This is a genomic window from Streptomyces sp. NPDC027962 (genome assembly GCF_055566095.1).
This window is the reverse complement of the sequence record NZ_JBVHTA010000032.1, coordinates 1-22,995: the sequence shown is the minus strand read 5'-3', so window position 1 is coordinate 22,995 and position 22,995 is coordinate 1. Positions and strand designations below refer to the sequence as shown.

Annotated in this window: 26 protein-coding genes and 2 pseudogenes; 16 read left to right on the top strand and 12 right to left on the bottom strand. The window is 69.8% G+C overall.

Annotated elements, in window-relative coordinates:
* Positions 1-171: 171 nt before the first annotated feature.
* From ACZ4SA_RS26025 to ACZ4SA_RS26010, 4 genes are all read right to left on the bottom strand, one after another.
* A complete protein-coding gene (locus tag ACZ4SA_RS26025; protein WP_468278928.1) occupies positions 172-807 on the bottom strand; it encodes a DUF305 domain-containing protein in 636 nt (211 codons plus the stop codon).
* 122 nt (positions 808-929) lie between these two features.
* On the bottom strand, positions 930-1,337 hold the full coding sequence (locus ACZ4SA_RS26020; protein WP_468278925.1) for a DUF6153 family protein: 408 nt from the start codon (positions 1,335-1,337) through the stop codon (positions 930-932).
* On the bottom strand, positions 1,334-1,549 hold the full coding sequence (locus tag ACZ4SA_RS26015; protein ID WP_468278922.1) for a hypothetical protein: 216 nt from the start codon (positions 1,547-1,549) through the stop codon (positions 1,334-1,336). Before ACZ4SA_RS26015 ends, ACZ4SA_RS26020 begins: the two co-directional genes overlap by 4 nt.
* A complete protein-coding gene (locus ACZ4SA_RS26010) occupies positions 1,549-2,313 on the bottom strand; it encodes an SDR family NAD(P)-dependent oxidoreductase (RefSeq protein ID WP_468278919.1) in 765 nt (254 codons plus the stop codon). The genes ACZ4SA_RS26015 and ACZ4SA_RS26010 overlap by 1 nt, the downstream gene beginning before the upstream one ends.
* A gap of 120 nt (positions 2,314-2,433) precedes the next feature.
* On the opposite strand from ACZ4SA_RS26010, the gene ACZ4SA_RS26005 reads away from it, so the two are divergent.
* Positions 2,434-2,919 (top strand): hypothetical protein, encoded by a 486-nt coding sequence (locus ACZ4SA_RS26005; RefSeq protein WP_468278916.1) that lies wholly within the window; start codon positions 2,434-2,436, stop codon positions 2,917-2,919.
* 32 nt (positions 2,920-2,951) lie between these two features.
* Here the strand turns inward: ACZ4SA_RS26005 and ACZ4SA_RS26000 are convergent, their stop codons facing one another.
* A complete protein-coding gene (locus ACZ4SA_RS26000; protein WP_468278914.1) occupies positions 2,952-4,466 on the bottom strand; it encodes an FAD-dependent monooxygenase in 1,515 nt (504 codons plus the stop codon).
* A 126-nt stretch (positions 4,467-4,592) separates the two neighbouring features.
* Between ACZ4SA_RS26000 and ACZ4SA_RS25995 the strand changes: the two genes are divergently transcribed.
* On the top strand, positions 4,593-5,168 hold the full coding sequence (locus tag ACZ4SA_RS25995) for a TetR/AcrR family transcriptional regulator (protein WP_468278911.1): 576 nt from the start codon (positions 4,593-4,595) through the stop codon (positions 5,166-5,168).
* A gap of 124 nt (positions 5,169-5,292) precedes the next feature.
* Here the strand turns inward: ACZ4SA_RS25995 and ACZ4SA_RS25990 are convergent, their stop codons facing one another.
* The 3 genes from ACZ4SA_RS25990 to ACZ4SA_RS25980 all read right to left on the bottom strand — a co-directional run bounded on the left by ACZ4SA_RS25990 (position 5,293) and on the right by ACZ4SA_RS25980 (position 7,582).
* Positions 5,293-6,018 (bottom strand): Mut7-C RNAse domain-containing protein, encoded by a 726-nt coding sequence (locus ACZ4SA_RS25990; protein ID WP_468278908.1) that lies wholly within the window; start codon positions 6,016-6,018, stop codon positions 5,293-5,295.
* A gap of 111 nt (positions 6,019-6,129) precedes the next feature.
* On the bottom strand, positions 6,130-6,672 hold the full coding sequence (locus ACZ4SA_RS25985) for a GNAT family N-acetyltransferase (RefSeq protein ID WP_468278905.1): 543 nt from the start codon (positions 6,670-6,672) through the stop codon (positions 6,130-6,132).
* 70 nt (positions 6,673-6,742) lie between these two features.
* The gene (locus ACZ4SA_RS25980) at positions 6,743-7,582 is read right to left on the bottom strand and encodes a DUF6597 domain-containing transcriptional factor (protein WP_468278903.1); all 840 of its coding nucleotides are present in this window, start codon (positions 7,580-7,582) and stop codon (positions 6,743-6,745) included.
* A gap of 75 nt (positions 7,583-7,657) precedes the next feature.
* On the opposite strand from ACZ4SA_RS25980, the gene ACZ4SA_RS25975 reads away from it, so the two are divergent.
* Positions 7,658-8,239: a TIGR03086 family metal-binding protein gene (locus tag ACZ4SA_RS25975; protein ID WP_468278900.1), complete on the top strand. Its 582-nt coding sequence runs from the start codon at positions 7,658-7,660 to the stop codon at positions 8,237-8,239.
* Between the two features lie 148 nt (positions 8,240-8,387).
* Positions 8,388-9,263, top strand: coding sequence for a glycosyltransferase family 2 protein (locus ACZ4SA_RS25970; RefSeq protein WP_468278898.1), 876 nt, complete (start codon positions 8,388-8,390; stop codon positions 9,261-9,263).
* Positions 9,264-9,672: 409 nt separating this feature from the next.
* Here ACZ4SA_RS25970 and ACZ4SA_RS25965 read toward each other — a convergent pair whose 3' ends face one another.
* Entirely contained in the window at positions 9,673-10,227 is a 555-nt protein-coding gene (locus ACZ4SA_RS25965; RefSeq protein WP_356637346.1) for a hypothetical protein, read from the bottom strand.
* Positions 10,228-10,343: 116 nt separating this feature from the next.
* Here ACZ4SA_RS25965 and hemL point away from each other — a divergent pair, with 116 nt between their 5' ends.
* The 8 genes from hemL to ACZ4SA_RS25925 all read left to right on the top strand — a co-directional run bounded on the left by hemL (position 10,344) and on the right by ACZ4SA_RS25925 (position 18,609).
* The gene (hemL, locus tag ACZ4SA_RS25960) at positions 10,344-11,660 is read left to right on the top strand and encodes a glutamate-1-semialdehyde 2,1-aminomutase (protein WP_468278895.1); all 1,317 of its coding nucleotides are present in this window, start codon (positions 10,344-10,346) and stop codon (positions 11,658-11,660) included.
* A 140-nt stretch (positions 11,661-11,800) separates the two neighbouring features.
* Positions 11,801-12,448, top strand: a complete 648-nt coding sequence (locus ACZ4SA_RS25955; protein ID WP_468279046.1) for a histidine phosphatase family protein — start codon at positions 11,801-11,803, stop codon at positions 12,446-12,448.
* Positions 12,449-12,608: 160 nt separating this feature from the next.
* Positions 12,609-13,859: a polysaccharide deacetylase family protein gene (locus ACZ4SA_RS25950; protein WP_468278892.1), complete on the top strand. Its 1,251-nt coding sequence runs from the start codon at positions 12,609-12,611 to the stop codon at positions 13,857-13,859.
* Positions 13,860-13,927: 68 nt separating this feature from the next.
* Complete coding sequence (locus ACZ4SA_RS25945) at positions 13,928-14,527, top strand: TlpA family protein disulfide reductase (RefSeq protein ID WP_468278889.1); 600 nt, start codon at positions 13,928-13,930, stop codon at positions 14,525-14,527.
* Between the two features lie 31 nt (positions 14,528-14,558).
* Complete coding sequence (locus ACZ4SA_RS25940) at positions 14,559-15,296, top strand: cytochrome c biogenesis CcdA family protein (RefSeq protein WP_468278887.1); 738 nt, start codon at positions 14,559-14,561, stop codon at positions 15,294-15,296.
* A gap of 4 nt (positions 15,297-15,300) precedes the next feature.
* Positions 15,301-16,971 carry a cytochrome c biogenesis protein ResB gene (gene resB / locus ACZ4SA_RS25935; protein ID WP_468278884.1) on the top strand — a complete coding sequence of 557 codons (1,671 nt, stop codon included), beginning with the start codon at positions 15,301-15,303 and terminating at the stop codon, positions 16,969-16,971.
* On the top strand, positions 16,968-18,059 hold the full coding sequence (gene ccsB / locus ACZ4SA_RS25930; RefSeq protein ID WP_468278882.1) for a c-type cytochrome biogenesis protein CcsB: 1,092 nt from the start codon (positions 16,968-16,970) through the stop codon (positions 18,057-18,059). The genes resB and ccsB overlap by 4 nt, the downstream gene beginning before the upstream one ends.
* A 37-nt stretch (positions 18,060-18,096) precedes the next feature.
* A complete protein-coding gene (locus ACZ4SA_RS25925; protein WP_468278880.1) occupies positions 18,097-18,609 on the top strand; it encodes an SRPBCC domain-containing protein in 513 nt (170 codons plus the stop codon).
* Positions 18,610-18,619: 10 nt separating this feature from the next.
* Here ACZ4SA_RS25925 and ACZ4SA_RS25920 read toward each other — a convergent pair whose 3' ends face one another.
* A complete protein-coding gene (locus ACZ4SA_RS25920) occupies positions 18,620-19,069 on the bottom strand; it encodes a nucleoside deaminase (protein WP_468278877.1) in 450 nt (149 codons plus the stop codon).
* Positions 19,070-19,178: 109 nt separating this feature from the next.
* Between ACZ4SA_RS25920 and ACZ4SA_RS25915 the strand changes: the two are divergent.
* A pseudogene (locus ACZ4SA_RS25915) lies at positions 19,179-19,399 on the top strand (EamA family transporter); the annotation flags it as partial.
* A 47-nt stretch (positions 19,400-19,446) separates the two neighbouring features.
* Here the strand turns inward: ACZ4SA_RS25915 and ACZ4SA_RS25910 are convergent.
* Positions 19,447-19,524 (bottom strand): annotated as a pseudogene (locus ACZ4SA_RS25910) (LysR family transcriptional regulator); the annotation flags it as partial.
* 97 nt (positions 19,525-19,621) lie between these two features.
* A complete protein-coding gene (locus ACZ4SA_RS25905) occupies positions 19,622-19,984 on the bottom strand; it encodes a PLD nuclease N-terminal domain-containing protein (RefSeq protein WP_468278875.1) in 363 nt (120 codons plus the stop codon).
* An 85-nt stretch (positions 19,985-20,069) separates the two neighbouring features.
* On the opposite strand from ACZ4SA_RS25905, the gene ACZ4SA_RS25900 reads away from it, so the two are divergent.
* Genes ACZ4SA_RS25900 through mqnP form a run of 3 tightly spaced genes read left to right on the top strand, consistent with a single transcriptional unit; the run spans position 20,070 to position 22,905 of the window.
* The gene (locus tag ACZ4SA_RS25900; RefSeq protein WP_468278873.1) at positions 20,070-21,521 is read left to right on the top strand and encodes a menaquinone biosynthesis decarboxylase; all 1,452 of its coding nucleotides are present in this window, start codon (positions 20,070-20,072) and stop codon (positions 21,519-21,521) included.
* Positions 21,518-21,985 (top strand): hypothetical protein, encoded by a 468-nt coding sequence (locus ACZ4SA_RS25895; protein WP_468278871.1) that lies wholly within the window; start codon positions 21,518-21,520, stop codon positions 21,983-21,985. Before ACZ4SA_RS25900 ends, ACZ4SA_RS25895 begins: the two co-directional genes overlap by 4 nt.
* Positions 21,982-22,905 (top strand): menaquinone biosynthesis prenyltransferase MqnP, encoded by a 924-nt coding sequence (gene mqnP, locus ACZ4SA_RS25890; RefSeq protein ID WP_468278869.1) that lies wholly within the window; start codon positions 21,982-21,984, stop codon positions 22,903-22,905. Before ACZ4SA_RS25895 ends, mqnP begins: the two co-directional genes overlap by 4 nt.
* Positions 22,906-22,995: the final 90 nt, after the last annotated feature.

Genomic DNA, 22,995 nt, shown 5'->3' with positions numbered 1-22,995 from the left:
GCGTTGGGCTTCGGCACGCGTCCGTGTCAACGACACCGCGGCCCGGCGTCGCGCGCGAGTCAACCGCAGCCGAAGGCGTGACCACGTGGTGTCCCGGCGAACGGGAAGTCGGGTATGCCGGAGGGGGCGGGCGCCGGCTGCGGCGCCCGCCCGTACGGGCCCCGTGAGGTGTCAGTTCTTGCCGAGGAGCTTGTTCATCCGGGTGATCTCAGCGCTCTGGGAGGTGACGATCGCGTCGGCCATCACCATGGCGGGCCGGTGGGAACCGTCCCGCTGCTCCGTCTTCGCCATCTGGACCGCACCCTCGTGGTGCTTGATCATCATCTCCATGAAGGCGGCGTCGAACGCCTTGCCCGAGGACTTCTCCAGCTTCGCCATCTCCTCGGCGGTCATCATGCCGCCGGCATCGCCGTGCGTGGAGTGGTCCATGGAGCCCTCCGCCGGCATCTCCTCGCCCCAGGAGGCCAGCCACCCCGACAGCGTCTTGATCTCCGGGTCCTGAGCCTTCTTGATCTCCTCGGCGAGCTTCTTCACCTCCGCCGACTCCGCCCGGGTCGGCGCCAGGTCCGCCATCTCCACAGCCTGCCGGTGGTGGGGGATCATCCCCTTGGCGAACGTGACGTCGGCCACGTTGTGCTGCCCCCGAGCAGCCGATGCGGAGGCCGACGCGGTCTTCGAGGTGTGTCGTCCGTCGTGTCCGGCAGAGCTGTCGTCGCTGCTGCCGCCGCAGGCGGCCAGCACCAGGGCAGCCGCCCCGGCAGCGATAACGGCGGCGGCACGGCGGATCATCGAGCGCTTGCTGTTCATGTGGTGCAACTCCTTTGCACGCAGCCCTCTCAAGGCCTGCGTGAATACGGGAAGAGGATTGGGCGAAGCATCGGCACCGCTGCCCGGGAAGACCGGGACAAGGAGGTGCTGTGCGCCGCGCCCTATATCCGTAGGAGTTGCAGCTCGGACAGGACCGGCGGCCCCCGGGTACTCACAGCCGACTCCCGCGCGCCACCGACCGGTTCGACAGCAGCGGGGGCATCGGCGAACGCCGGGCTCAGCGCGGGCGGGGTGTAGGGGGATTTGACTCCGGTCGCCGCGCAGGTCCCATCGGCATGATCGAGATGGGCCGATCCGCCGCCGGCAGTGTGCGAGCAATCCCCGACTGCGACGGAGGCGTCCTGCGCGTGGGCCATGACCATGGCGTGATCGATACCGGCCTGCACTGCCGGGGCCGGGCTGGGACCCAGGGCGTGCATGCCCAGCACGCCGGCCAGCACAGCCAGCACCAGCAGCACGAAGCCGCGCCCGGCAGGGCGGCGGCTCGTCGGCGGCGCGGCGAAGGTCACGGGCTCATCGTACGGGCGGGACGTTTGCTTACGGGCGTGGCAGTCGAGGGGAGCCGCCGATGCGGCGTGGAGTGCCGTAAGGGTCCGGCGTCGTCGCTGCTACGGCTGCTGCGGCAATCGTCCACGGCGTCAAGGAGCAGCGCGGCGAGGCCGGGCGCGGCGGTGGGCAGGTCGGCCGGTGCGAGCCGGGTGATCGTGAGGGCGTCGGTCATCACAGCTCCCTGTGGACCTTCGAGTTGGAGGCCTGGGCGCGGGGCCGGACGACGAGGAGGTCGATGTTGACGTGGGGCGGGCGGGTGACGGCCCAGGTGATGGTGTCGGCCACGTCGTCGGCGGTGAGCGGGTCCGCTACGCCTGCGTAGACCTTGGCGGCCTTGTCGGTGTCGCCGCGGAAGCGGGTGGTGGCGAACTCCTCGGTCCTGACCATGCCGGGGGCGACCTCGATGACGCGGACCGGGGTGCCGACGATCTCCAGGCGGAGGGTTTCCGCGAGGACGTGTTCGCCGTGCTTGGCGGCCACGTAACCGCCGCCGCCTTCGTAGGTGGTGAGGCCTGCGGTGGAGGAGAGGACCACGATGGTGCCGTCTCCGCCGGCGGTGAGGGCGGGGAGCAGCGCCTGCGTGAGGTTGAGCGTGCCGATGACGTTGACCTCGAACATGCGGCGCCAGTCGGCGGGGTCGCCGGTGGCGACCGGATCGGCGCCGAGGGCGCCGCCGGCGTTGTTCACGAGGACGTCGCAGCGGTCGAGGCCCGCGGCGAAGGAGTCGACGGCCGGGCGGTCGGTGACGTCGAGGACGTGAGCCGTGGCCTGGTGGCCGGCGGAGGTGAGCTCGGCCGCGAGTGCTTCGATGCGGTCCTTGCGGCGGGCGGTGAGGACGACGTGGTAGCCGGCGGCGGCCAGTTGGCGTCCGGTGGCTGCGCCGATGCCGCTGCTGGCTCCGGTGACGACGGCGACTGGGATACCGGCGGTGGTCATGTACTGGCTCCTCGCGCGTGTGATCGATGTTGATCGGCGTGTGATCAGAATAGTTCGGCGGGGCGCGCCGGAGACGACGGGCAAACGCGCTCAAATCGGGGCGATGGGTATCGTCTGGCTATGAGTGCGATGCGTAGGGCGCTGCCGGCCGTGGCCGCGGCGGTGTGGCTGGTGGTCGGCTCGGGGGCGGCAAGTGCGGGCGCTGAGGGGGGAACGATCGCACCCGAGTCCGATGTGGCCCATCACGGTCATGTCCTGCTGAGCGGGGACCGGATCGAGCTCGCCGTGACCTCCCGGAACCATGGCCCCTCGGACCTGCCGGACGCGACCGTACGGCTGTCCCTGTCGGTGCCGTTGGCCGGCGTGACGCACCTGCCGCCTGGCTGTCTGCGGGCGGGGGAGCGCGAACTGCTCTGTGCGGCGGGGCCGCTGCGTGCGGCCGGGCCGGGCAGGAGCCTTCACCTGGAGCTGTGGACGGTGGGCGGCCCGCACGAGGTCGTCGTGCGGATCGGCACCGCCTGGAACGGCGGCGCGAGCGACCGGAACCCGTACAACAACGAGCACCGGGTGCTGGCGCCGGCCACCGGGGACCCGTACGTCTTCTGACGTGGTGGCCATGGCCGGACGGGTGGGGCCGGTCACCGTGGTGTCACCCCGTGGCCCGATGCCCAGGCGATGTAGCCGTCGGGGCGGATCAGGAGCGCGGTGCGCCGGTCCGTCGTCCAGTGGGCGTGTATCACGCGGCCGGGGGCGGGCGGTGCGTCGGGCGCTCCGCCGGAAGGGCTCACGAGCACGAACTCGCCCTTGCGCAGCAGTTCGTAGAGCCGGCCCTCCGCCAGCCGCAGGTCGGGTGCGCGCCGGCCGGTGACTCGGTGCGAGCCGCGCGGTCCGCCGTATGAGATGCCGATGCCAGAGATCATGCCCATCGCCTTGGCGGAGGCCGGCCGGAACCCGCTCAGGACGCGGGAGGCGAGCGACCGCGCAGCGCGCTGGAGCGGGGTGTGCGCCATGGCCAGGCGCACGATCGCGCCGCTGCTGCGCAACACCGCCGCGCCGACCGGATGGCGCTCCGACTCGTAGGTGTCGAGCAGTGCTTCGGGGTCGGGGGCGTCGCCCTGGACGGCCGAGACGAGCTTCCAGGAGAGGTTCGCAGCATCCTGGAGGCCGGTGTTCAGGCCCTGGCCGCCGGCCGGGGAGTGCACATGCGCGGCGTCGCCCGCGAGGAACACGCAGCCCTTGCGGTACGAGGGTGCCTGGCGTTCGTCGCTGTGGAAACGGGAGATCCAGCGCGCGTCGTGCATGCCGAAATCGGTCCCGAAGGCGCGACGGGCGATCTCGCGCACCTCGTCGAGGTCGACGGGCTCACTGTCGGGGACCTGGCGGTTGCGGTTCCACCCCATGACCCTGTACCAGCCGTCGCCGAAGGGGGCGATGAAGGCGAAGGCGTCACCCACGCCGCTCACCGTGAGGAGGTCCGCGGGCTCGTCGGCGAGCCTCACGTCGGCGAGGACGATGGACTTGATCACCGAGATGCCGGGGAAGGGCAGGCCCATCGCCTCGCGCACGGCGCTGCGCACTCCGTCGGCCCCGACGGCATAGCGGGCGCGAAGGGTGGATCGCGCGCCGTACGCGTCCTGGAACTCCGCGGTCACGGAGGCGTCGGACCGGGTGAGGCCCGTGAGCTGCGCCCCGTACCGGAAATCGACGCCGGCGGCGAGGGCGCGGCGCTCCAGCAGCTTCTCGACCTCGTACTGCGGGGTGATGAGGAGGAAGGGGAAGCGGGAGGGAAGCCGGGAGAGATCGAGGGAAAGGTGCCGGAACAGCCGCAGGCCCGTGATGGGGGTGCCCTTCTCGAGCAGTTCATCGGCCAGACCGCGGGCGTCGAGGAGTTCCAGGGTGCGGGCGTGGACGCCGAAGGCGCGCGTGATGTTGCTGATCTCGCGGGGGCGGCGCTCCAGGACCGTGACGCCGACACCCGCGGAGGCGAGGTCGCCCGCGAGCAGCATGCCGGTGGGGCCGGCTCCTACGACGACGACGTCTGCGTCGAAGGTGTCCTGGTCCGTGGCCCTGCCCCTGGCTGCCGCCGGGGCCTCGGCAGGACGTTTCGGGGTGCGGTGGTGGTCCGGGCTTCCGGTGCTGGACTTGCCTTGCATGGCGGCCTCCTGGATCCGGGCGCTCGAAAGGCCGAGCTCGGTCAACGCTTGTTGGTCAACGCTTGTTGGCAAATGTAGATCCCTCGGCTCTGGTGTGTCAACACTTGTTGGCCTACAGTTGTTGGCATGACGACGGAAGCAACGACCGGACCCCGCCGCTCCGATGCCACCCGGGCCGCGATCCTCGAAGCCGCCCGCGAGCGCTTCGCCGCCGACGGGTACGAGCGCGCCACGATCCGCGCGATTGCCCGCGACGCGGGGATCGACCCCTCGATGGTCATGCGCTACTACGGGAACAAGGAAGGCCTCTTCGCCGCTGCCTCCGAGTTCGATCTGCGCCTGCCGGAGCTGGGTGCGCTGCCCGTCAAGCACGCCGGCGCAGCTCTCGTCGCCCACTTCCTCGACCGCTGGGAGCAGGACGAGGTCCTGACCGCCCTGCTGCGCGCGGCCGTCACCAATGACGTGGCCGCCGAGCGCGCCCGTGGGATCTTCCGGGATCAGCTGGGGCCGATCGCCCTGGCCATGTGCCCAGAGCCCGCGGAAGCGCCTCGCCGTGCGGCGCTCATCGCCTCGCAGATACTCGGCATGGCGATGGCTCGGTATGTGCTGCGCTTCCCGCCTGCTGTGGACATGACTCCCGAAGAGGTCGTCGGCTGGCTCGCGCCGACGGTGCAGCGTTATTTGACCGGAGAGAGGCCCTGAGCGGCCGCAGTCGGGAGTGGCTGCAGCCGGGACCGTTGGTCCGGGCGCGAGGCCGCCGGGGTCGTCCGCTCCGTGACCGTGAGCCGGGCAGCCTCCGCCCCGCCGGGCAGGCGACGGGTAGGCCCTACGCTCCGGTGGTGCGGAGGGCGTCGCTGACGATGGCCTCGAGGCGGGCGTGGTGGGCGCCGCGCCAGTAGACGCGGCCGCAGGCCGTGCACTGCGCGAAGACGTCGTACGAGCGCTGCGTGCCCTGCTGCAGCTGTTCCTGGACGGAGTCCTTGTCCGCCTCTTTCAGCGGGCCGTTGCAGGCGGTGCAGCGGGTCCAGGGCGCGAGCGTGGGGGCGAACCGTTCCAGCACGTCGCGCAGCTGGTCGTCGGGGCGGTCGCTGTAGATGTACGCGCCCGCCCAGAGCTCGCGGCGCCGCAGCAGCCCGCGGTCGCGCGAGAGCATGACCCGCTGCTCCTTCGCGGAGAGGGTGGCGAGCGCCGGGTCGCCGATGTCCTCGTTCTCGTACGCCGCGTCGACGCCCAGCAGGCGCAGCCGCCGGGCGAGCGTGCCGAGGTGGACGTCCAGGAGGAAGCGGAGCGGGGCGCCGGGGACCTGCTGCGGGCGGTCGACGCCGCACACCTCGACGTGCTCTCCGTCGGCCGGGACGTGCGAGACCGGGACCTGGCGGCCGTCGACGAGCAGTCGGCCCGCCTCGGTGAGCGGCACGCCCAGCGACTCCACGACATGGCCGAGTGTCGACGAGCCGTCGGTGGCCAGGACCGTATGCCCCTGGCGGTAGTCCGAGGGGACGAAAAGCCGCAGCTCGGGGGCGACGTGGATGGTGATCTCCGGTCCGTTCACAGCGTCAGCATGTCATCGGACGCGGCGGCTCTGCCAGGACTTTCCGCGCGGCCGGGCCGCCTGTCCCGCCGCCCGCCGACGGACAGTGCCCCGCTCAGCCGCCACCGGCGCTCAGCCCGGCACCGGGCCCAGGTCGAGGCACCAGTCGTTGGAGCGCAGCAGATTGCCCGGCGGGTACTCGAAGTCGCACTCGCCGACGAGCGAGAAGCCGGCTTTCCTGCACACCGCGTTCGACGGGCCGTTGGAGACGGAAGGGAAGGCATGCAGGAAACGGTGCTTGCGCTCGGCTCTCGCCGCCTCGGCCACCGCCAGCGTTCCCGCCGTCGCGATCCCGCGGCCCTGGAACCCGGGCAGGACGCTCCACCCCGTCTCGTACACCCACTCGTCCTCCCAGGTCTGCTCCCAGAAACCGACCGTCCCCGCGGACTCGCCGCCGCCCGGTTCTCCGGTGTCGAGGACGATGCGGAACATCCGGCCCCGACCGGTGCGGTCGGCGCTCAGGTCGACGTACCGCTGGTGGCGGGTGAGCAACTGGTCTTCCGTCTCCGGCCCTCCGAGGTGGTCCATCAGCTCCGGTGCGTTCGCCGCGCGCAGAAGGTCGAGGCCGCTCTCCGACCAAGGCTCGATCCGTACCGCTGATGGTTTGACGTCCATGTTCCGCACTGTAGGGCGCGGGTCCGGCAGCGGACACCGGACGAGGGTGCCGTTCGACCGGCAGCGGCTCCTACCGGCCGGTCCTGGAGTACGCCTCCGGAGGCACGCCCACCGTCGCCGTGAAGTCCCGTACGAGATGAGCCTGGTCGCTGTACCCCAGTTCAACGGCGAGGCGGGCCCAGTCGACTCCGTCGGCCGGACCGCCGCTCTCCTCCGCGCGTTCCAGAGCCTCGTGGATGCGGTAGCGCAGGATGACCCACTTGGGACCCACGCCCACGTATGAGGCGAAGAGACGCTGCAGTGAGCGGGCCGACAGGCCCTCGGACTCGGCGAGTTCGGCGACGCGCGTGAGTGAGCGGTCGGTGCGGACCCGGTCGACGAGGTGCATGGCGCGCACGGCCTGCGGGTCCGGCCGCGGCCCCAGGGCCAGCAGGAAGGAGTCGAGGGCCGCCACCCTGGCGTCCTCGTCGGCCGGCCCGACGACGCTCCGCACGGCGGTGTCCACGGCGCTGCCGTCCGCGTCGGGCAGCAGTACGTCGCCGATCGGCAGCCGCCGCCCCGTCCACCCCGACACGGGTCGGTGCGGTGCGAACGGCCGGAAGCCGCCCGGCCGGAACTGCACCCCGCAGACGCGTCCGCGGCCCGCCAGTTTCTGTGTGAACAGCTCCGGACCGATGCCTGCGACCTCGGCCCAGGCGGGCTCGTCACCGTACTGCTGGAAGACGACGTTCACCGACGGATGCGGCACCACATGGGACGCGTACGGCTCGGTCAGGTCCCAGTCGATGAGCCAGTAGTGCTCGAGATACGGGCGCAGGACGGGGGCGGGCTCGCGGCGGCGGAAGCGGACGCGAGCGAAGAGCTCGCGGGCCTCCACGATCCCCCTCGTGTCACGTCGCGGACCGGTCATACCTCCGATCCTAGGTCGGCTCCGTGTCGCGTTTCTTCAATACGGGCCGCGGGCCGGGGTGCTTACGGTGAGCTCATGACAAAAACCATCAGTGACCTGCTCGAGGCAGCTGCGGAAAAGTCCGTCCCGGTAGTGCGGGGCATCACGGACGAGCGGCTCGCCGACCCGACACCGTGCGCCGAGTACGACGTACGCGCCCTGGCCGACCATCTCTTCCAGGTGGTGGTCAACTTCCAGGCATTGGCGGCGAAGCAGGACGCCGACTTCAGCGTCGCACCGGACTACGTCGGCCGCGGCGACTGGCGGGCCGCCTTCGCGGACGAGACGGCCGCGCTCGTCAGGGCGTGGGCTGCCCCCGGCGCGGAGGAGGGTACCTCGGGCGCCATGGGGCTGCCGGCCGCAACCGTCGGAGGGATGGTCCTGGGTGATCTCACCGTCCACGCGTGGGACCTGGCCCGCGCCACCGGTCAGGAGTACTCGCCCGATCCGGTCGTCGTCGGTGAAGTGCTGGAGTCGTTCCGCGCAATTGCTCCCATGGGGCGCAAAATGGGTGCCTTCGGTGAGGAGTTCGAGCTGCCGGACGGTGGAACCGGCGCGTCGGACCTCGACCGACTGCTGGCCCTGACCGGCCGCGACCCCGGGTGGCGGCGGCCGTAGCGGTCACGCCGCAGCGGCCCGGCCGGAGCAGCCCTGCCGGGGCGGCACCGCCACAGCGGGACCCCCGGGCCCGTCTCCGTACATCTGCACGACACATCTGGTTAAGCTCACCGTTCACTGACGGCGAGTGGCGGATGGAGATGCGGACGTGACCCGAGCGCGTGTGGGTGTGGCGGTACTGACGATGGGCACACGCCCCACCGAGCTGCGGGCGCTGCTCGACTCCGTGGCCGCGCAGGACCATCCCGCCACGCGCGTGGTCGTCGTCTCCAATGGCGCGCCCCTGCCCGAACTGCCGCCCGGTGTCACGGGGATCGAGCTTGCCGAGAACCTGGGCGTGTCCGGCGGACGCAACGTCGCCATGGAGCGGCTGCGGGAGTTCGGGGACGTCGACGTCCTCGTCGACCTGGACGACGACGGTCTGCTCATCGAGTCCGACGTGTTCAGCCGCATCGCCGGCATGTACGACGCCGATCCCGCGCTGGGCATCGTCAGTTTCCGGATCGCCGACGAGACCGGCTTCACGCAGCGCCGGCATGTGCCCCGTATCGGCAGGACCGACCCGATGCGCGGAGGTCAGGTGACCACGTTCCTCGGCGGCGGGCACGCCCTGTCGATGCGGATGCTGGAGCGGGTGGGCGGGTGGCCGGAGGACTTCTTCTTCACGCACGAGGAGACCGACCTCGCCTGGCGCGCCCTCGACGACGGCTGGAGGATCCTCTACGTCCCCGAGCTCGTGCTCCAGCATCCCCGCACGCCTCCCACCCGGCACGGCGTGTACTACCGGATGACCGCCCGCAACCGCGTATGGCTTGCGAAGCGGAATCTGCCGGCGGTCCTCGTGCCGCTCTACCTGGGCTGCTGGACGGCCCTCACCCTGGCCCGCACCCGGTCGGCGCCGGGACTGCGGGCGTGGTTCGGCGGGTTCGCGGAGGGTGTCCGTACGCCGTGCGGTCAGCGGCGGCCAATGCGGTGGAGCACGGTCTGGCTCATGGCGCGTCTGGGCCGCCCGCCGGTGGTCTGAGCGCTCCCGCACGGGGGTGTCCTGCGGGCCCTGGGCAGCCCCGGGGGTCCGCAGGCTGCTGCATCAAGGCCGCTCTCCGCCTAGCTCGGCGACACTCGGACCCGCTTCACGCTGAGGACGTACACGCACCCGCTGTCGTCCGGCGAGACCGGCACCTGCTGTCGTCCGGCGAGACCGGCACCTGCTGTCGTCCGGCGAGACCGGCACCTGCTGTCGTCCGGCGAGACCCGCACCCGCAAGGCGATCGACGATGCCTTCTCGGAGGCCCACGGCGACCTGCCCGCCGCCCAGGGCACAGCCCGGGGAAACCCTTGTGCCCTCAATGAGCCCTGGCCGTCTGACGGCCCTCCCGGCACATGACGAGGGGGCGGACCCCGAAAGCCCCGCCCGAACACCACAAAACCCCGGCTCAGGGCCAGACCAGGCAGTACGGCTGATGCCCCGCCTCGTGCAGACGGTGGCTGAAATCCTGCCATTCGTGGAGCAGTTGGTACACGTTGAACGCGTCCCGCGGCCCCCCGCGGTCCGGGACCGTCGACCATATGAAGGCCGCCGCGCCCACCGACTCCTCGCCGATGCCCCGCAGCGGGTCGACCACGGTCATCGGCAGCTTCACCACCGCGTAGTCGGGATGCAGCACCACGAGCTCCAGCGGCGGAACCTTGTTCAGCGGCATGCCCTGGATGCCGGTGAGCACCATCGCGGCTATGGTCTCCGGCTTGATCTTGGTGAACATCCCGCCCATGCCGAGCTCGTCGCCCCCGAGCTCCTCGGGGCGCATGGAGATCGGCACCCGCGCGGCAGTGGCTCCGTCGGGCGCGCCGAAATACTTGTAGGTCACCCCCACTCGGCCGCTCCTGCCTCCCGCGGGCTCATCCGCTTCGCCCCGCCGGTGCTTTCCACGCCGAGCAGGCTCAGGACCCAGGTCGTCGGTCCCCTCGCCCAGTCCGCCACCGCGATGCATATCTCCACCCGACCACTCGCAGCCCCCGCCGCGCAACCCGATCATCGTGACAGTGACCTCCCCCACGAACGTCCGGTGAAACACCTGTCCGCAGTTACGTCGGAGCCTCTGAGACCATGGATTCCGTGAGCTTTCCCTATGACGCCCCAGTTTCGCAGACGCTTTTCGACCGCGCGTCCCTCGTGACGCCCGGCGGCGTGAACTCTCCCGTCCGTGCTTTCCGCGCCGTGGGCGGTGCGCCCCGGTTCATGGTGTCCGGCACCGGTCCGTACCTCACCGATGCCGACGGGCGCGAGTATGTCGACCTCGTGTGCTCGTGGGGACCGATGATCCTCGGGCACTCCCACCCGGCCGTGATCGAGGCGGTGCAGGCGGCTGTCGCGCGCGGCACCTCGTTCGGCACGCCCGGTGAGGGGGAGGTCGCGCTCGCCGAGGAGATCGTGGCCCGTGTCGAGCCCGTCGAGCAGGTTCGGCTGGTTTCCAGCGGTACGGAAGCGACGATGTCCGCGATCCGGCTGGCCCGCGGCTTCACCGGCCGGCCGAAGGTCATCAAGTTCGCCGGCTGCTACCACGGCCACGTGGACGCCCTGCTGGCCGCGGCCGGGTCGGGTGTCGCCACGTTCGGTCTTCCCGACACGCCCGGTGTCACGGGCGCCCAGGCCGGGGACACGATCGTGCTGCCCTACAACGACCTCGAGGCGGTGCACGCCGCGTTCCACGCCAACGCCGGCCAGATTGCCTGTGTGATCACCGAGGCGTCGCCCGGAAACATGGGTGTCGTCCCTCCGCGGCCCGGTTTCAATGAGGGGCTGAAGGCCGCCTGCGCCCAGAACGGCGCGCTGTACATCTCCGACGAGGTGATGACCGGTTTCCGTACCTCGAAGGCGGGCTGGTACGGCGTCGACGGTGTCGCGCCCGACCTGATGACGTTCGGCAAGGTGATGGGCGGCGGCTTCCCGGCTGCGGCGTTCGGCGGCCGCAAGGACGTCATGGCGCACCTCGCACCGGCCGGTCCCGTCTACCAGGCGGGCACGCTGTCCGGAAACCCCGTTGCCACCGCTGCGGGCCTCGCGCAGTTGCGGCTGCTCGACGACGCCGCGTACGAGAAGGTGAACGCGGTCTCGAGCGAGATCCAGGCGCTGGTGACCGAGGCGCTCTCCAAGGAGGGCGTCGCGCACCGCCTGCAGACGGCGAGCAACATGTTCTCGGTCTTCTTCACGGCGACCGAGGTCCGGGACTACGAGGACGCGAAGAAGCAGGAGGCGTTCCGCTTCAACGCGTTCTTCCACTCGATGCTGTCCCGGGGCGTCTACCTGCCGCCGTCGGCGTTCGAGTCGTGGTTCGTCTCCACTGCGCACGACGAGCGCGCCGTGGAACGGATCGCCGCCGCGCTGCCCGCCGCCGCGCGTGCCGCTGCCGAGGCCACCGCATGAGCGCCAGGAGTCACGGCATCGCCGCGGAGGCCGAGGCCCTGAGCGCCGAGCGCAGTGCCCTGGAGGAAGTCGTGAAGCGTGCCGCCGAGCAGAACGCCGACGTCGAGCGCGACGACGACGAGATCACCGTTGTGCATCTGATGCGCCACGGTGAGGTGCACAACCCGGACGGTGTCCTGTACGGCCGCCGCAGCGGCTACCACCTCTCCGAGCTCGGGCGGCAGATGGCCGACCGGGTCGCCGAGCATCTCTCGGGCCGCGACATCACGCACGTCGTCGCGTCCCCGCTGGAGCGTGCGCAGGAGACGGCCGTGCCCATCGCCAAGGTGCACGGCCTGACCCTCGACACGGACGAGCGGCTGATCGAGGCGGGCAACGTCTTCGAGGGCAAGGCGTTCGGCGTCGGCGACGGCGCGCTGCGCAAGCCGGCCAACTGGAAGCATCTGACCAACCCGTTCCGCCCGTCGTGGGGCGAGCCGTACGTGGAGCAGGTCGTACGGATGACGGCGGCACTGGAAGCGGCTCGGGACGCGGCCCGCGGGCACGAGGCGGTCTGCGTCAGCCATCAGCTGCCGATCTGGACCGTGCGCAGCTTTGTGGAGAAGCGCCGGCTGTGGCACGACCCGCGTCGCCGGCAGTGCACTCTCGCCTCGCTGACCACGTTCACATTTCAGGGCGACAGGATTGTCTCCGTGGGTTACTCGGAACCGGCCCGGGATCTTGTTCCGCCGCATCTTCTGGCGGGCGCCAAGCCGGTGAAAGGCAAGAGCAAGGCATTCGGCGCATAGCCGATCGGTGATCGTCCGGTGGATGGTCACTGGCGTTCAGGAAAAATAAGCAGAAGTCCCCGGAACCCTCGTGTTCCGCAGCGCATCTCACCCTGTGCCGGTTTGTTGAGCCGGTTGAACAACGGCTCTCCGGACCAAGAGAGCGCGGAATGGGGACGATATGCGGGACATCAGCCGAAGGGGTCTGCTCGGGGCGGGACTTGGAGCCGCAGCGGTGATCGGGGTGGCGGGCTGCGGCTCCAACAGCTCAAGCAGAAACGGACATAACGACCCTGTGGGGGGCGGCGAACCGGGTCAGGGCGGCGGTAGGCCCTCCCCTTCCAAGCCCCCCGGCCGCCCGATCGGCGACGGCTCCACCGTCGATACGGGGAAGCAGCCGCATCAGCCGGCGCGGCCCGTCCCGCTCGAACCCGGTCAGACGCCTCCGCAATTCGTCGTCTTCTCCTGGGACGGGGCGGGTGAAGTCGGCAACGGCCTCTTCCCCCGCTTCCTCGAGCTCGCCAGGAATCACGGCGCGGGGATGACTTTCTTCCTCTCCGGGATTTATGTGCTGCCGGAGCAGAAGAAGTCGCTGTACCGGCCGCCCGGCAACAAAATCGGCGCGTCCGACATCGGTTACCTGACCGATGGCCACATCAAGGAAACCTTGAAGTACATACGCCAGGCATGGCTCGACGGCCATGAGATAGGCACTCACTTCAACGGCCATTTCTGCGGCGGTACGGGATCCGTCGGCAACTGGAGCACCGCGGACTGGGAGAACGAGATCGACCAGGCTGTGAAGTTCGTCACCGAATGGCGCACGAACAGCGGCTGGCGCGACATCGATCCGCTGCCCTTCGACTACCGCAGGGAACTCGTCGGAGCCCGCACTCCTTGTCTGCTCGGTCAGGAGAAACTGCTGCCGGCGGCCAAGCGGCTGGGCTGGCGCTACGACGCGAGCTCGCCCGGCGGGCGCCAGATGTGGCCCGACAAGAAGCAGGGCATCTGGGATCTGCCGCTGCAGGCGGTGCCGTTCCCCGGCCACTCCTTCGAAGTGCTCTCCATGGACTACAACATGCTCGCCAACCAGTCGAAGAATTCGACCAACGGCATGCCTTCGCGCTATCCGGGCTGGAAGAAGCAGGCAACGGACGCCTATCTCGCGGGATTCAACAGGGCTTACGAGTCCAATCGTGCGCCCTTCTTCATAGGCAACCACTTCGAGCAGTGGAACGGCGGCATCTACATGGACGCCGTGGAGGAAGCGCTCAAGGGTATGGCCGGCAAGAAGGACGTACGGCTGGTGTCCTTCCGTCAGTTCTGCGACTGGCTCGATGTGCAGGACCCTCAGGTGCTCGCCAAGCTGCGTAGCCTCGAAGTCGGCCAAGCGCCGGCCAGTGGTTGGAACGCATTCCTTAAGGCGGCTTGACAACGGCCCCAATCGGGCATGCACGGGGGTGCGGAAGATCCGCGCAGGCGTCGTGCGAAACTTTTCACATGAGTCTGAGCCGTGCCCCCCGCGCCGCCCTGCTGACCGCCCTGGTCGCCGCAGGTGCGCTCACCCTGTCCGCCTGCGGCGACGGTGGAAAGTCCGGTGGCGGCGGCGACACCAACTTCGTCACCAACACCGGTGGCATCTCCACCGTCCCCCAGGGCGAGCGCCAGTCACCCGCCAAGCTCGCGGGCGAAACCCTCGACGGCGAGCGGCTCGACGTCGCCGACCTCAAGGGCAAGGTCGTCGTACTGAACGTCTGGGGATCATGGTGCGGGCCGTGCCGTGCGGAAGCGCGCTATTTCGCGAAGGTCGCCAAGGAGACCGAGCCGCAGGGCGTCGCGTTCGTGGGGATCAATACCCGCGACCCCAAGAAGCAGAAGGCGATCAACTTCGAGAAGGACTACGGCGTCGAGTACCCGAGTCTGTACGACCCGATCGGGAAACTGATCGTGAACGGTTTCCCCAAGGGCACTTTGAACCCGCAGGCCATTCCGACCACGATCGTCCTCGACCGGGACGGGAAGATTGCCGCACGCTCGCTCAAGGCGCTCGACGACAAGGGACTCCGCAAGATGATCGACCCGCTGATCGCGGAGAAGTGATCTCGTGGAGGTTCTGGCCGCAGCGTCCGAAATGAACGACACGGTACTCGGGGGCGCGCTGCTGCTCGCGCTGCCCATCGCCGTGCTCGGCGGACTCGTCTCCTTCTTCTCGCCGTGTGTCCTGCCGCTCGTCCCCGGCTACCTCTCCTATGTGACCGGCATCAGCGGCACCGACCTGGCAGAGGCCCGGCGCGGCCGGATGGTCATCGGAGCCTCCCTCTTCGTCCTCGGCTTCACCGTCGTCTTCGTCTCCGGCGGCGCACTCTTCGGCTACTTCGGCAACACCCTGCTGGGCCACCGGGAGATCCTCTCCAAGATCCTCGGCGTGCTGATGGTCCTGCTCGGAATCTTCTTCATGGGTCTGATGCCCTGGCTCACGCAGCGCGAGTTCCGCTTCCACAAGCGGCCGACGGCGGGCCTGGTCGGTGCCCCGCTCCTGGGCGCGCTGTTCGGCGTGGGCTGGACGCCCTGCTTCGGCCCGACCCTCACCTCGGTCAACATCCTCGCCCTCGACCAGGCGAGCGCGGGCCGCGGGGCCATACTGATGGTCGCGTACTGCCTGGGGCTCGGCCTGCCGTTCATCGCCGCCGCGGTCGCCTTCCGCAAGGCACTCGGAGCCTTCGGCTGGATCAAACGGCACTACACCTGGGTGATGCGGATCGGCGGAATCATGATGATCGCGACCGGTCTGCTGCTGCTCACAGGTGCATGGGACACCCTGGTGCAGGAGATGCAGGGATGGTCCGACGGCTTCACGGTGGGGATCTGAGTTCATGAGCAAGACCGAAGAGCGCGACCTCGGCGAGGCCGGAGCGCAGCTGTCCACCGCCCCCACGGAGAACCCGGCGGACCAGGCGATCGGGGGCCCGACGCTGTCGGTCCTCGGATGGCTGCGCTGGTTCTGGCGGCAGCTCACCTCGATGCGGGTCGCGCTGATCCTCCTGTTCCTGCTGTCGCTGGGCGCCATCCCGGGCTCGCTGATCCCGCAGAACAACGTGGACGAGCTCAAGGTGCAGGCGTTCAAGGAGAAGCACGACGTCCTGACGCCGGTCTACGAGAAGCTGCAGTTCTTCGACGTCTACAGCTCGGTGTGGTTCTCCGCGATCTACATCCTGCTGTTCATCTCGCTCATCGGCTGCATCGTGCCCCGTAGCTGGCAGTTCGTCGGCCAGCTGCGCAGCCGGCCGCCGGGCGCGCCCAAGCGGCTCACCCGCCTCCCCGCCTACACCACCTGGCGCACCGAGAGCGAGCCGGAGCAGGTGCGTGAGGCGGCGCTCGCGATGCTGAAGAAGCGCCGCTTCCGCGCCCACGCGGCAGGCGACGCGGTCGCCGCGGAGAAGGGCTACCTGCGTGAGGCGGGCAACCTGGTCTTCCATGTGTCGCTGATCGTGATGCTGGTGGCGTTCGCCGCGGGCACGCTGTTCAAGTCCGAGGGCGGCAAGCTGATCGTCGAGGGCGACGGCTTCTCCAACACGCTCACCCAGTACGACGACTTCAAGTCCGGGTCGCTGTTCAGTGTCGACGAGCTCGCGCCGTTCAGCTTCAACCTGAACAGCTTCACCGGCACGTACGCGAAGAGCGGCCCGCAGCGCGGCACCCCCCGCACCTACGAGGCGGCCGTGACCTGGTCGAAGGGCGACGGACCCGAACACACGTCGGTCATCGAGGTCAACAAGCCGCTCGAGATCGACGGCACGAAGGTCTATCTGCTGTCGCACGGTTACGCCCCCGTCGTCACCGTCCGCGACGGCAAGGGCAACGTCGTCAGCAGCGAGCCGGTGCCGCTGCTGCCGATCGACTCCAACGTCACCTCGACCGGTGCGATCAAGGTGATGGACGGCTACCGGGACAAGACCGGCAAGAAGAGCCAGCTCGGCTTCCAGGCCTTCTTCGTGCCGACGTTCGCGGGCGCGGGCCAGGGCGACATGTTCTCCCAGTTCCCGGGGCTCGAGTACCCGGTGCTCGCGCTCACGGGCTACCACGGCAGCCTCGGGGTCGACGCCGGCCTGCCGCAGAACGTGTACCAGCTCGACACGAGCAAGATGAAGCAGTTCAAGGGCCCCGACGGCGAGATCCTGAAGCAGCGTCTGCGGCCCGGCGAAACCATGAAGCTGCCCGACGGTGCCGGCTCCATCACCTTCGAGAAGGACGTCAGGGAGTGGGCGAGCTTCCAGATCTCGCAGCAGCCCGGCAACGGCTGGGCGCTGGCCGGCGCGATCGCGGCCATCACCGGTCTGGTCGGCTCGCTGTTCATCCAGCGCCGGCGCATCTGGGTGCGGGCGGTCCGCGGTGAGGACGGCGTGACCGTCATAGAGATGGCCGGTCTCGGCCGAGCTGAGTCGGCGAAGCTCCCCGAGGAGCTGGCGGAGCTCGCCCTGACCCTCCACACACAGGCGCCGACCGCGTCTGAACCCGTAGCACCTGCCGAAGGGGCTGAGAAGTGACTCTCGCCGCCGCAACCAACACGAACCTGGCGGAGATCAGCAACTACCTGATCTATTCGTCGATGGCCGTCTACACGCTGGCCTTCTTCGCGCACATCGCCGAGTGGACGCTCGGCAGCCGCAGCAAGGTGGCCCGTACGGCCGCCGCGCTGACCGCCCCCGCACAGGACGCCGCGGCCGAGGGCCCGAAGGTCCAGGTCAAGAAGGCCGGCGGCGGCACCGCCGTCCTGGAGAGGCCGAAGGTCGTCACCCGCGCCGTGAACGGCGCCCGTGACGTCCCCGACGGCCCCGGCGCGCACGGCGGCACCGAGCAGGGTGACCTGTACGGCCGGATCGCGGTCTCGCTGACCGCGCTCGCCTTCCTGCTGGAGGCGGCCGGAGTCACCGCCCGAGCCCTGTCGGTGCAGCGCGCGCCGTGGGGCAACATGTACGAGTTCTCCACGACCTTCTCGACCGTCGTCGTGGGTGTGTACCTGGCACTCCTCCTCGCGAAGAAGAACGTCCGGTGGGCCGGTCTGCCGCTGGTCACCACCGTGCTGCTCGACCTCGGTATCGCGGTGACCTGGCTCTACACCGAGAGCGATCAGCTGGTCCCCGCCCTGGACTCGTACTGGCTGTGGATCCACGTCTCCACCGCCATCTTCTGCGGCGCGGTCTTCTACCTCGGCGCCGTCGGCACCGTGCTCTACCTCTTCCGCGACTCCTACGAGAGCAAGCTGGGAGCAGGCGGCAAGCCCGGCCGGTTCGCCACCTCGGTCCTGGAACGGCTGCCCGCATCCGCCTCGCTCGACAAGTTCGCGTACCGCGTCAACGCGGCCGTGTTCCCGCTGTGGACGTTCACGATCATCGCGGGCGCGATCTGGGCCGGCGACGCGTGGGGCCGCTACTGGGGCTGGGACGCCAAGGAGGTCTGGTCCTTCATCACCTGGGTCGCCTACGCGGCCTACCTGCACGCCCGCGCGACCGCGGGCTGGAAGGGCCGCAAGGCGGCCTACCTCGCGCTGATCGCCTTCGCCTGCTGGCTGTTCAACTACTACGGCGTGAACATGTTCGTGAACAGCCTGCACTCGTACGCGGGCGTCGAGTGAGGTAGCGCCCGCGCCACCGAAGGGTGACGCTGGATGCATGAGTGACGTGATCCCCAAGGGCACCACCGAATCCCGGGACGACGGCACCCACCTGCTGCGGTACGAGCTGTACCTGCCGCATCCGGTGATCCGGTTGTGGGCCGCCGTCGCCACGCCCGAGGGCCTGCCGACCTGGCTCTGCGCCGCCGACGTTCTCGAACCGAGAGTCGGCGGCGCGGTCACGCTGCGCTGGCTCAACGCGGACGCGGAAGGCCGTCACACGGTCGCCGAAGGCCATGTCACCGCATGGGACGCGGAGCGCGTCGCCGAGTACACGGTCTCCGTCCACGGCCGGATCCGCTTCCACCTCGAGCCGCACGGCGACAACGGCACCGTGCTCCGCTTCACTAACGAACTCCGGTGCGACGACGAGGTGCTCCTCGACTGCCTGGCCGGCTGGCACAACCACTTCGAGCTGCTCGTGGACGCCCTGGAGGGACGGCCCGTGACCGACTGGGAGACCTGGACACCGACCCGCTGGCAGCAGCTGCGGGACTCGTACGCCGCGTAGCCCCGACAGCTCAGGCGCCGATGTCCTCGTGCCACAGGCCGGGCCTGGCCGCGACGAAGTCACGCATCATCGCCCTGCACCCGGCGTCGTACAGCAGCACGATCTCGACGCCGTGCTCGGCCAGCCAGTCGTGGCCGCCGTGGAACGTCTCCGCCTCCCCGACCACCACCCGCGAGATGCCGAACTGCCGCACCAGACCGCTGCAGTACCAGCACGGCGAGAGCGTCGTCACCATCGTCGTGCCCCGGTAGGAGCGCTGCCGTCCGGCCGCCCGGAAGGCAGCCGTCTCCGCGTGCACCGACGGATCGCCGTCCTGGACGCGGCGGTTGCGGCCCCGGCCCAGCAGCGTGCCGTCCGCGCCGTACAGGGCCGCCCCCACGGGGATCCCGCCCTCCGCGAGCCCGGCACGCGCCTCCGCCACGGCCGTCGCCAGCCACGCCTCGTACTCGCCGTGCGTCATGCGCTTCCTCTCCGCCCGCGGCGCCCATCGGATCCGCCGATGGGCCCATCGGCAGGACGCCCCACTGGCTCGTGGACCGCTCCCGCCTCCCGCTCGTAGCTTCACAGACATGACATCTCAGACCACGCAGGCCACTGCGGACTCCACCAAGCGTGGCACCGTCGAACTCACCCTCGCCATGGTGCTCTCCGGCACCCTCGGCATCTTCGTCGTCGAGTCGGGCGCCTCCCCGTTCAACGTCGTCTTCTTCCGCTGCCTGTTCGGCGCGCTCGCGCTCGGCACCTACAGCCTGGTGCGCGATTCTTCACCGACCACAACTTCACCGGGCGCGGCTCGATGATCCTGCGGGCGTACGGCAGCAGCCGCTCGCCCGCCTCCGTCAGCCGGATACGGCTGCCGAGCCGGTCGAACAGCTCGGTTCCCAGCGAGCTTTCCAGGGAACGGATCTGGCTGGTGACGCTGGACTGCGCCTACTTCAACTCGGCCGCCGCCTGCGTGAAGCTGAGGAACGACGCGACTTTCTCGAAGGCGACCAGTAGCCGGATCTCCACGTCAGGACTTCGGCCCGTCGGGGTCGTCGCCGTCCACGGGACCGCTGTCCGGACCCGCGTCCCGCTCCTTGTCCCGCTTCTTGTCTGGCTCCTTGTCCCGCTTCTCGTCACGCAGCGAGTTGAGGAAGTCGGGGTTGTCGTCGGGGGCGACCCAGCCACTGCGGGCGGTCGAAGTGTTCTGGGCCTGCCGGTCCTTGCCCGCGATCAGCCAGGAGATCGAGCCCACCAACGGGAAGAGCAGCACGAGGATCGCCCACAGCGGCTTGGGGATGTACCTGATGTGCTTCTCGTCCGTGGAGATGCAGTCGATGAAGGCGTACACGCTGAGCGCCAGCGGCACCAGGAACAGCAGCAACCGTGGCATGGCCGACCCCCTGGGAAGAGCTCGGGGCCGCGCTGGTCGGGCCCCGTGACAGCCCCAGCCTAGTGCGTACCGGATACTGGACCCCATGGCTTACGACGATCTTCGCTCGCTGCTCCGGGCGCTGGAGCGCGAGGGCGACCTCAAGCGCATCAAGGCCGAAGTCGACCCGTATCTCGAGGTCGGGGAGATCGTCGACCGAGTGAACAAGGCCGGTGGTCCGGCGCTGCTCTTCGAGAACGTGCGCGGTTCCGCGATGCCTCTCGCGATGAACGTCTTCGGTACCGACCGCAGGCTGCTCAAGGCCCTGGGCCTCAAGTCCTACGCGGAGATCAGCGACAAGATCGGCGGGCTGCTCAAGCCGGAGCTGCCGCACGGTTTCGTCGGTGTGCGCGAGGCGTTCGGCAAGCTCGGCTCGATGGTTCACGTCCCGCCGAAGAAGGTGAAGGACGCACCGGTGCAGGAGGTCGTCCTCACCGGCGACGACGTCGACCTGGACGCCCTGCCCGCGCTGTTCACGTGGCCCGAGGACGGCGGCTCGTTCTTCAACCTGGGGCTCACACACACCAAGGACCCCGAGTCGGGCGTGCGCAACCTCGGCCTCTACCGGCTGCAGCGTCACGACAGGCGCACCATCGGCATGCACTGGCAGATCCACAAGGACAGCCGCAACCACTACCAGGTGGCCGCCAGGCGCGGTGAGCGGCTGCCGGTCGCGATCGCCTTCGGCTGCCCGCCGGCCGTGACGTACGCCTCGACCGCGCCCCTGCCCGGCGACATCGACGAGTACCTGTTCGCGGGCTTCGTCGCCGGCAAGCGGATCGAGATGGTCGACTGCAGGACCGTGCCGCTGCAGGTCCCCGCGAACGCGGAGGTCGTCCTGGAGGGCTGGCTGGAGCCGGGGGAGATGCTGCCCGAGGGTCCCTTCGGAGACCACACCGGCTTCTACACGCCGCAGGAGCCGTTCCCGGCGCTGACCATCGACTGCGTCACGATGCGCAAGCGGCCTCTTCTGCAGTCGATCGTGGTGGGCCGGCCGCCGACCGAGGACGGTCCGCTGGGGCGGGCGACGGAGAGGTTCTTCCTCCCATTGCTCAAGATCATTGTCCCGGACATCGTGGACTACCACCTGCCCGAGTCGGGCGGTTTCCACAACTGCGCGATCGTCTCGATCGACAAGAAGTACCCGAAGCACGCGCAGAAGGTGATGCACGCCATCTGGGGCGCGCACATGATGTCGCTGACCAAGCTGATCGTGGTCGTCGACTCCGACTGCGACGTCCACGACCTGCACGAGGTCTCCTGGCGCGCACTCGGCAACACCGACTACGCGAGGGACCTCACCGTCGTCGAAGGACCGGTCGACCACCTCGACCACGCCTCCTACCAGCAGTTCTGGGGCGGCAAGGCGGGTATCGACGCCACCAGGAAACTCCCCGAGGAGGGGTACACCCGGGACGGTGGCTGGCCGGACATGGTCGAGTCGGACCCGGACACGGCGGCCTTGGTGGACCGCCGCTGGAAGGAGTACGGGCTGTGAGCCCGGCCGTGGGCGGCCCCGCCCTGTTCATCGGCACCGACACCGACTACGTCGCCCTCGTGCGCCCCGAACTCGATCCGGCCGATCCGGGCGTCCGGCTGGCCGCCGAAGAGGCGGGCATCGCGCCCGAGGAGTTCGCGGGCGCCGGCGACACCTGGGCGGTCCTCTTCGAGCGAGCCGGCAGGGGCGACGGCTTCGAGCTGCCCGGCGTGCGCGACGTGGAGCCCGCCGGCTTCGCGGAGCGGCTGCGCGCCGAGCTCGCCGCCGCGTCCGGGCCGTTCACCGTCGACGGCGGCGCCGTGCTGCGTCTGGACGCCTCCCCGGCCGGTGAGGAGATGTACGCCTTCACGGCGCACCTCACCCCGCCCGACGACGCGGCGACACCGCTCACCGTTGAGACGGGTCCGCTGCCCGTCGCCGGGCTGCTGGCCGACCTCGACGCGTTCCTCGGGAGCCTTTCATGATGACGACCGCCGACGGGGTCGTCGGTTCGGAACCCGCCCCGCAGCCGACGGGGAAGGTGAAGGCCTTCCTGCGGCTGGTGATGATCGAGCACTCGGTCTTCGCGCTGCCCTTCGCCTACATCGCCGCGCTCACCGCGATGTTCCAGCTGGACGGGACCGTCCACTGGGGCGAGCTGCTGCTCGTCACCGTCGCGATGGTGGGGCTGCGGACCTTCGCGATGGCCTGCAACCGGATCATCGACCGCGAGATCGACGCCCGTAATCCGCGCACGGCCGGACGGGAGCTGGTCACCGGCGCGCTGTCCGTGCGCTCGGCGTGGACGGGCGCGCTCGTCGCACTCGTCGTCTTCCTCGGAGCGGCGGCGCTGCTCAATCCGCTGTGTCTGGCGCTGGCGCCGGTCGCGGTGGTGCCGATGGTGGTCTATCCGTACGGCAAGCGGTTCACCGACTTCCCGCACGCCATCCTCGGCCTCGCCCAGGCCATGGGCCCGGTCGGCGCGTGGATCGCGGTCACCGGGGCATGGTCGTGGGACGCGGTGATCCTGGGGCTTGCGGTCGGCGTGTGGATCGGCGGCTTCGACCTGATCTTCGCCTGCCAGGACGTCCAGGCGGACCGGGCCCACGGCGTCATGTCGGTCCCGGCCCGCTTCGGCATCCCGGCGGCGCTCCACGGGGCCCGGGCCTCGCACGTCGTGACGACGGCCCTGCTGGTCTGGTACGCGCTGGCGACGGACGCGGGGGTGCTGTTCTGGGCGGGGCTGGTGATCGTGGCGGCGGCGTTCCTCTACGAGCACACGATCGTGCGCCCGCACGATCTGTCCCGTCTGAACAGGGCGTTCTTCACGACGAACGGCTTCATCGGGATCTCGCTGTTCGTCTGCGCGCTGGCCGATCTCGTCGTGCGGGGCCTGAGGGTCTAGTGCTGTGACCGGAAAGGGTTCACCGGCTCGCGACGCCCGGCACGGCACCTCGCTGCGTTGTCGCATCACCCAAGTACATCCAGTACGCGG

Excerpts from the sequence above, each read along its gene's own strand:
- ACZ4SA_RS25950 (WP_468278892.1), top strand. The coding sequence starts at position 12,609 with ATGCGGGACATCAGCCGAAGGGGTCTGCTCGGGGCGGGACTTGGAGCC.
- ACZ4SA_RS25940 (WP_468278887.1), top strand. The coding sequence starts at position 14,559 with ATGAACGACACGGTACTCGGGGGCGCGCTGCTGCTCGCGCTGCCCATC.
- ACZ4SA_RS26010 (WP_468278919.1), bottom strand. The coding sequence starts at position 2,313 with ATGACCACCGCCGGTATCCCAGTCGCCGTCGTCACCGGAGCCAGCAGC.
- hemL (WP_468278895.1), top strand. The coding sequence starts at position 10,344 with ATGGATTCCGTGAGCTTTCCCTATGACGCCCCAGTTTCGCAGACGCTT.
- ACZ4SA_RS26000 (WP_468278914.1), bottom strand. The coding sequence starts at position 4,466 with ATGCAAGGCAAGTCCAGCACCGGAAGCCCGGACCACCACCGCACCCCG.
- mqnP (WP_468278869.1), top strand. The coding sequence starts at position 21,982 with ATGATGACGACCGCCGACGGGGTCGTCGGTTCGGAACCCGCCCCGCAG.
- ACZ4SA_RS25925 (WP_468278880.1), top strand. The coding sequence starts at position 18,097 with ATGAGTGACGTGATCCCCAAGGGCACCACCGAATCCCGGGACGACGGC.
- ACZ4SA_RS25945 (WP_468278889.1), top strand. The coding sequence starts at position 13,928 with ATGAGTCTGAGCCGTGCCCCCCGCGCCGCCCTGCTGACCGCCCTGGTC.
- resB (WP_468278884.1), top strand. The coding sequence starts at position 15,301 with ATGAGCAAGACCGAAGAGCGCGACCTCGGCGAGGCCGGAGCGCAGCTG.
- ACZ4SA_RS26025 (WP_468278928.1), bottom strand. The coding sequence starts at position 807 with ATGAACAGCAAGCGCTCGATGATCCGCCGTGCCGCCGCCGTTATCGCT.
- ACZ4SA_RS26005 (WP_468278916.1), top strand. The coding sequence starts at position 2,434 with ATGAGTGCGATGCGTAGGGCGCTGCCGGCCGTGGCCGCGGCGGTGTGG.
- ACZ4SA_RS25955 (WP_468279046.1), top strand. The coding sequence starts at position 11,801 with ATGCGCCACGGTGAGGTGCACAACCCGGACGGTGTCCTGTACGGCCGC.
- ACZ4SA_RS25965 (WP_356637346.1), bottom strand. The coding sequence starts at position 10,227 with ATGCATCGCGGTGGCGGACTGGGCGAGGGGACCGACGACCTGGGTCCT.
- ACZ4SA_RS25975 (WP_468278900.1), top strand. The coding sequence starts at position 7,658 with ATGACAAAAACCATCAGTGACCTGCTCGAGGCAGCTGCGGAAAAGTCC.
- ACZ4SA_RS25980 (WP_468278903.1), bottom strand. The coding sequence starts at position 7,582 with ATGACCGGTCCGCGACGTGACACGAGGGGGATCGTGGAGGCCCGCGAG.
- ACZ4SA_RS25985 (WP_468278905.1), bottom strand. The coding sequence starts at position 6,672 with ATGGACGTCAAACCATCAGCGGTACGGATCGAGCCTTGGTCGGAGAGC.
- ACZ4SA_RS25900 (WP_468278873.1), top strand. The coding sequence starts at position 20,070 with ATGGCTTACGACGATCTTCGCTCGCTGCTCCGGGCGCTGGAGCGCGAG.
- ACZ4SA_RS25920 (WP_468278877.1), bottom strand. The coding sequence starts at position 19,069 with ATGACGCACGGCGAGTACGAGGCGTGGCTGGCGACGGCCGTGGCGGAG.
- ACZ4SA_RS25995 (WP_468278911.1), top strand. The coding sequence starts at position 4,593 with ATGACGACGGAAGCAACGACCGGACCCCGCCGCTCCGATGCCACCCGG.
- ACZ4SA_RS25905 (WP_468278875.1), bottom strand. The coding sequence starts at position 19,984 with ATGCCACGGTTGCTGCTGTTCCTGGTGCCGCTGGCGCTCAGCGTGTAC.
- ACZ4SA_RS26015 (WP_468278922.1), bottom strand. The coding sequence starts at position 1,549 with ATGACCGACGCCCTCACGATCACCCGGCTCGCACCGGCCGACCTGCCC.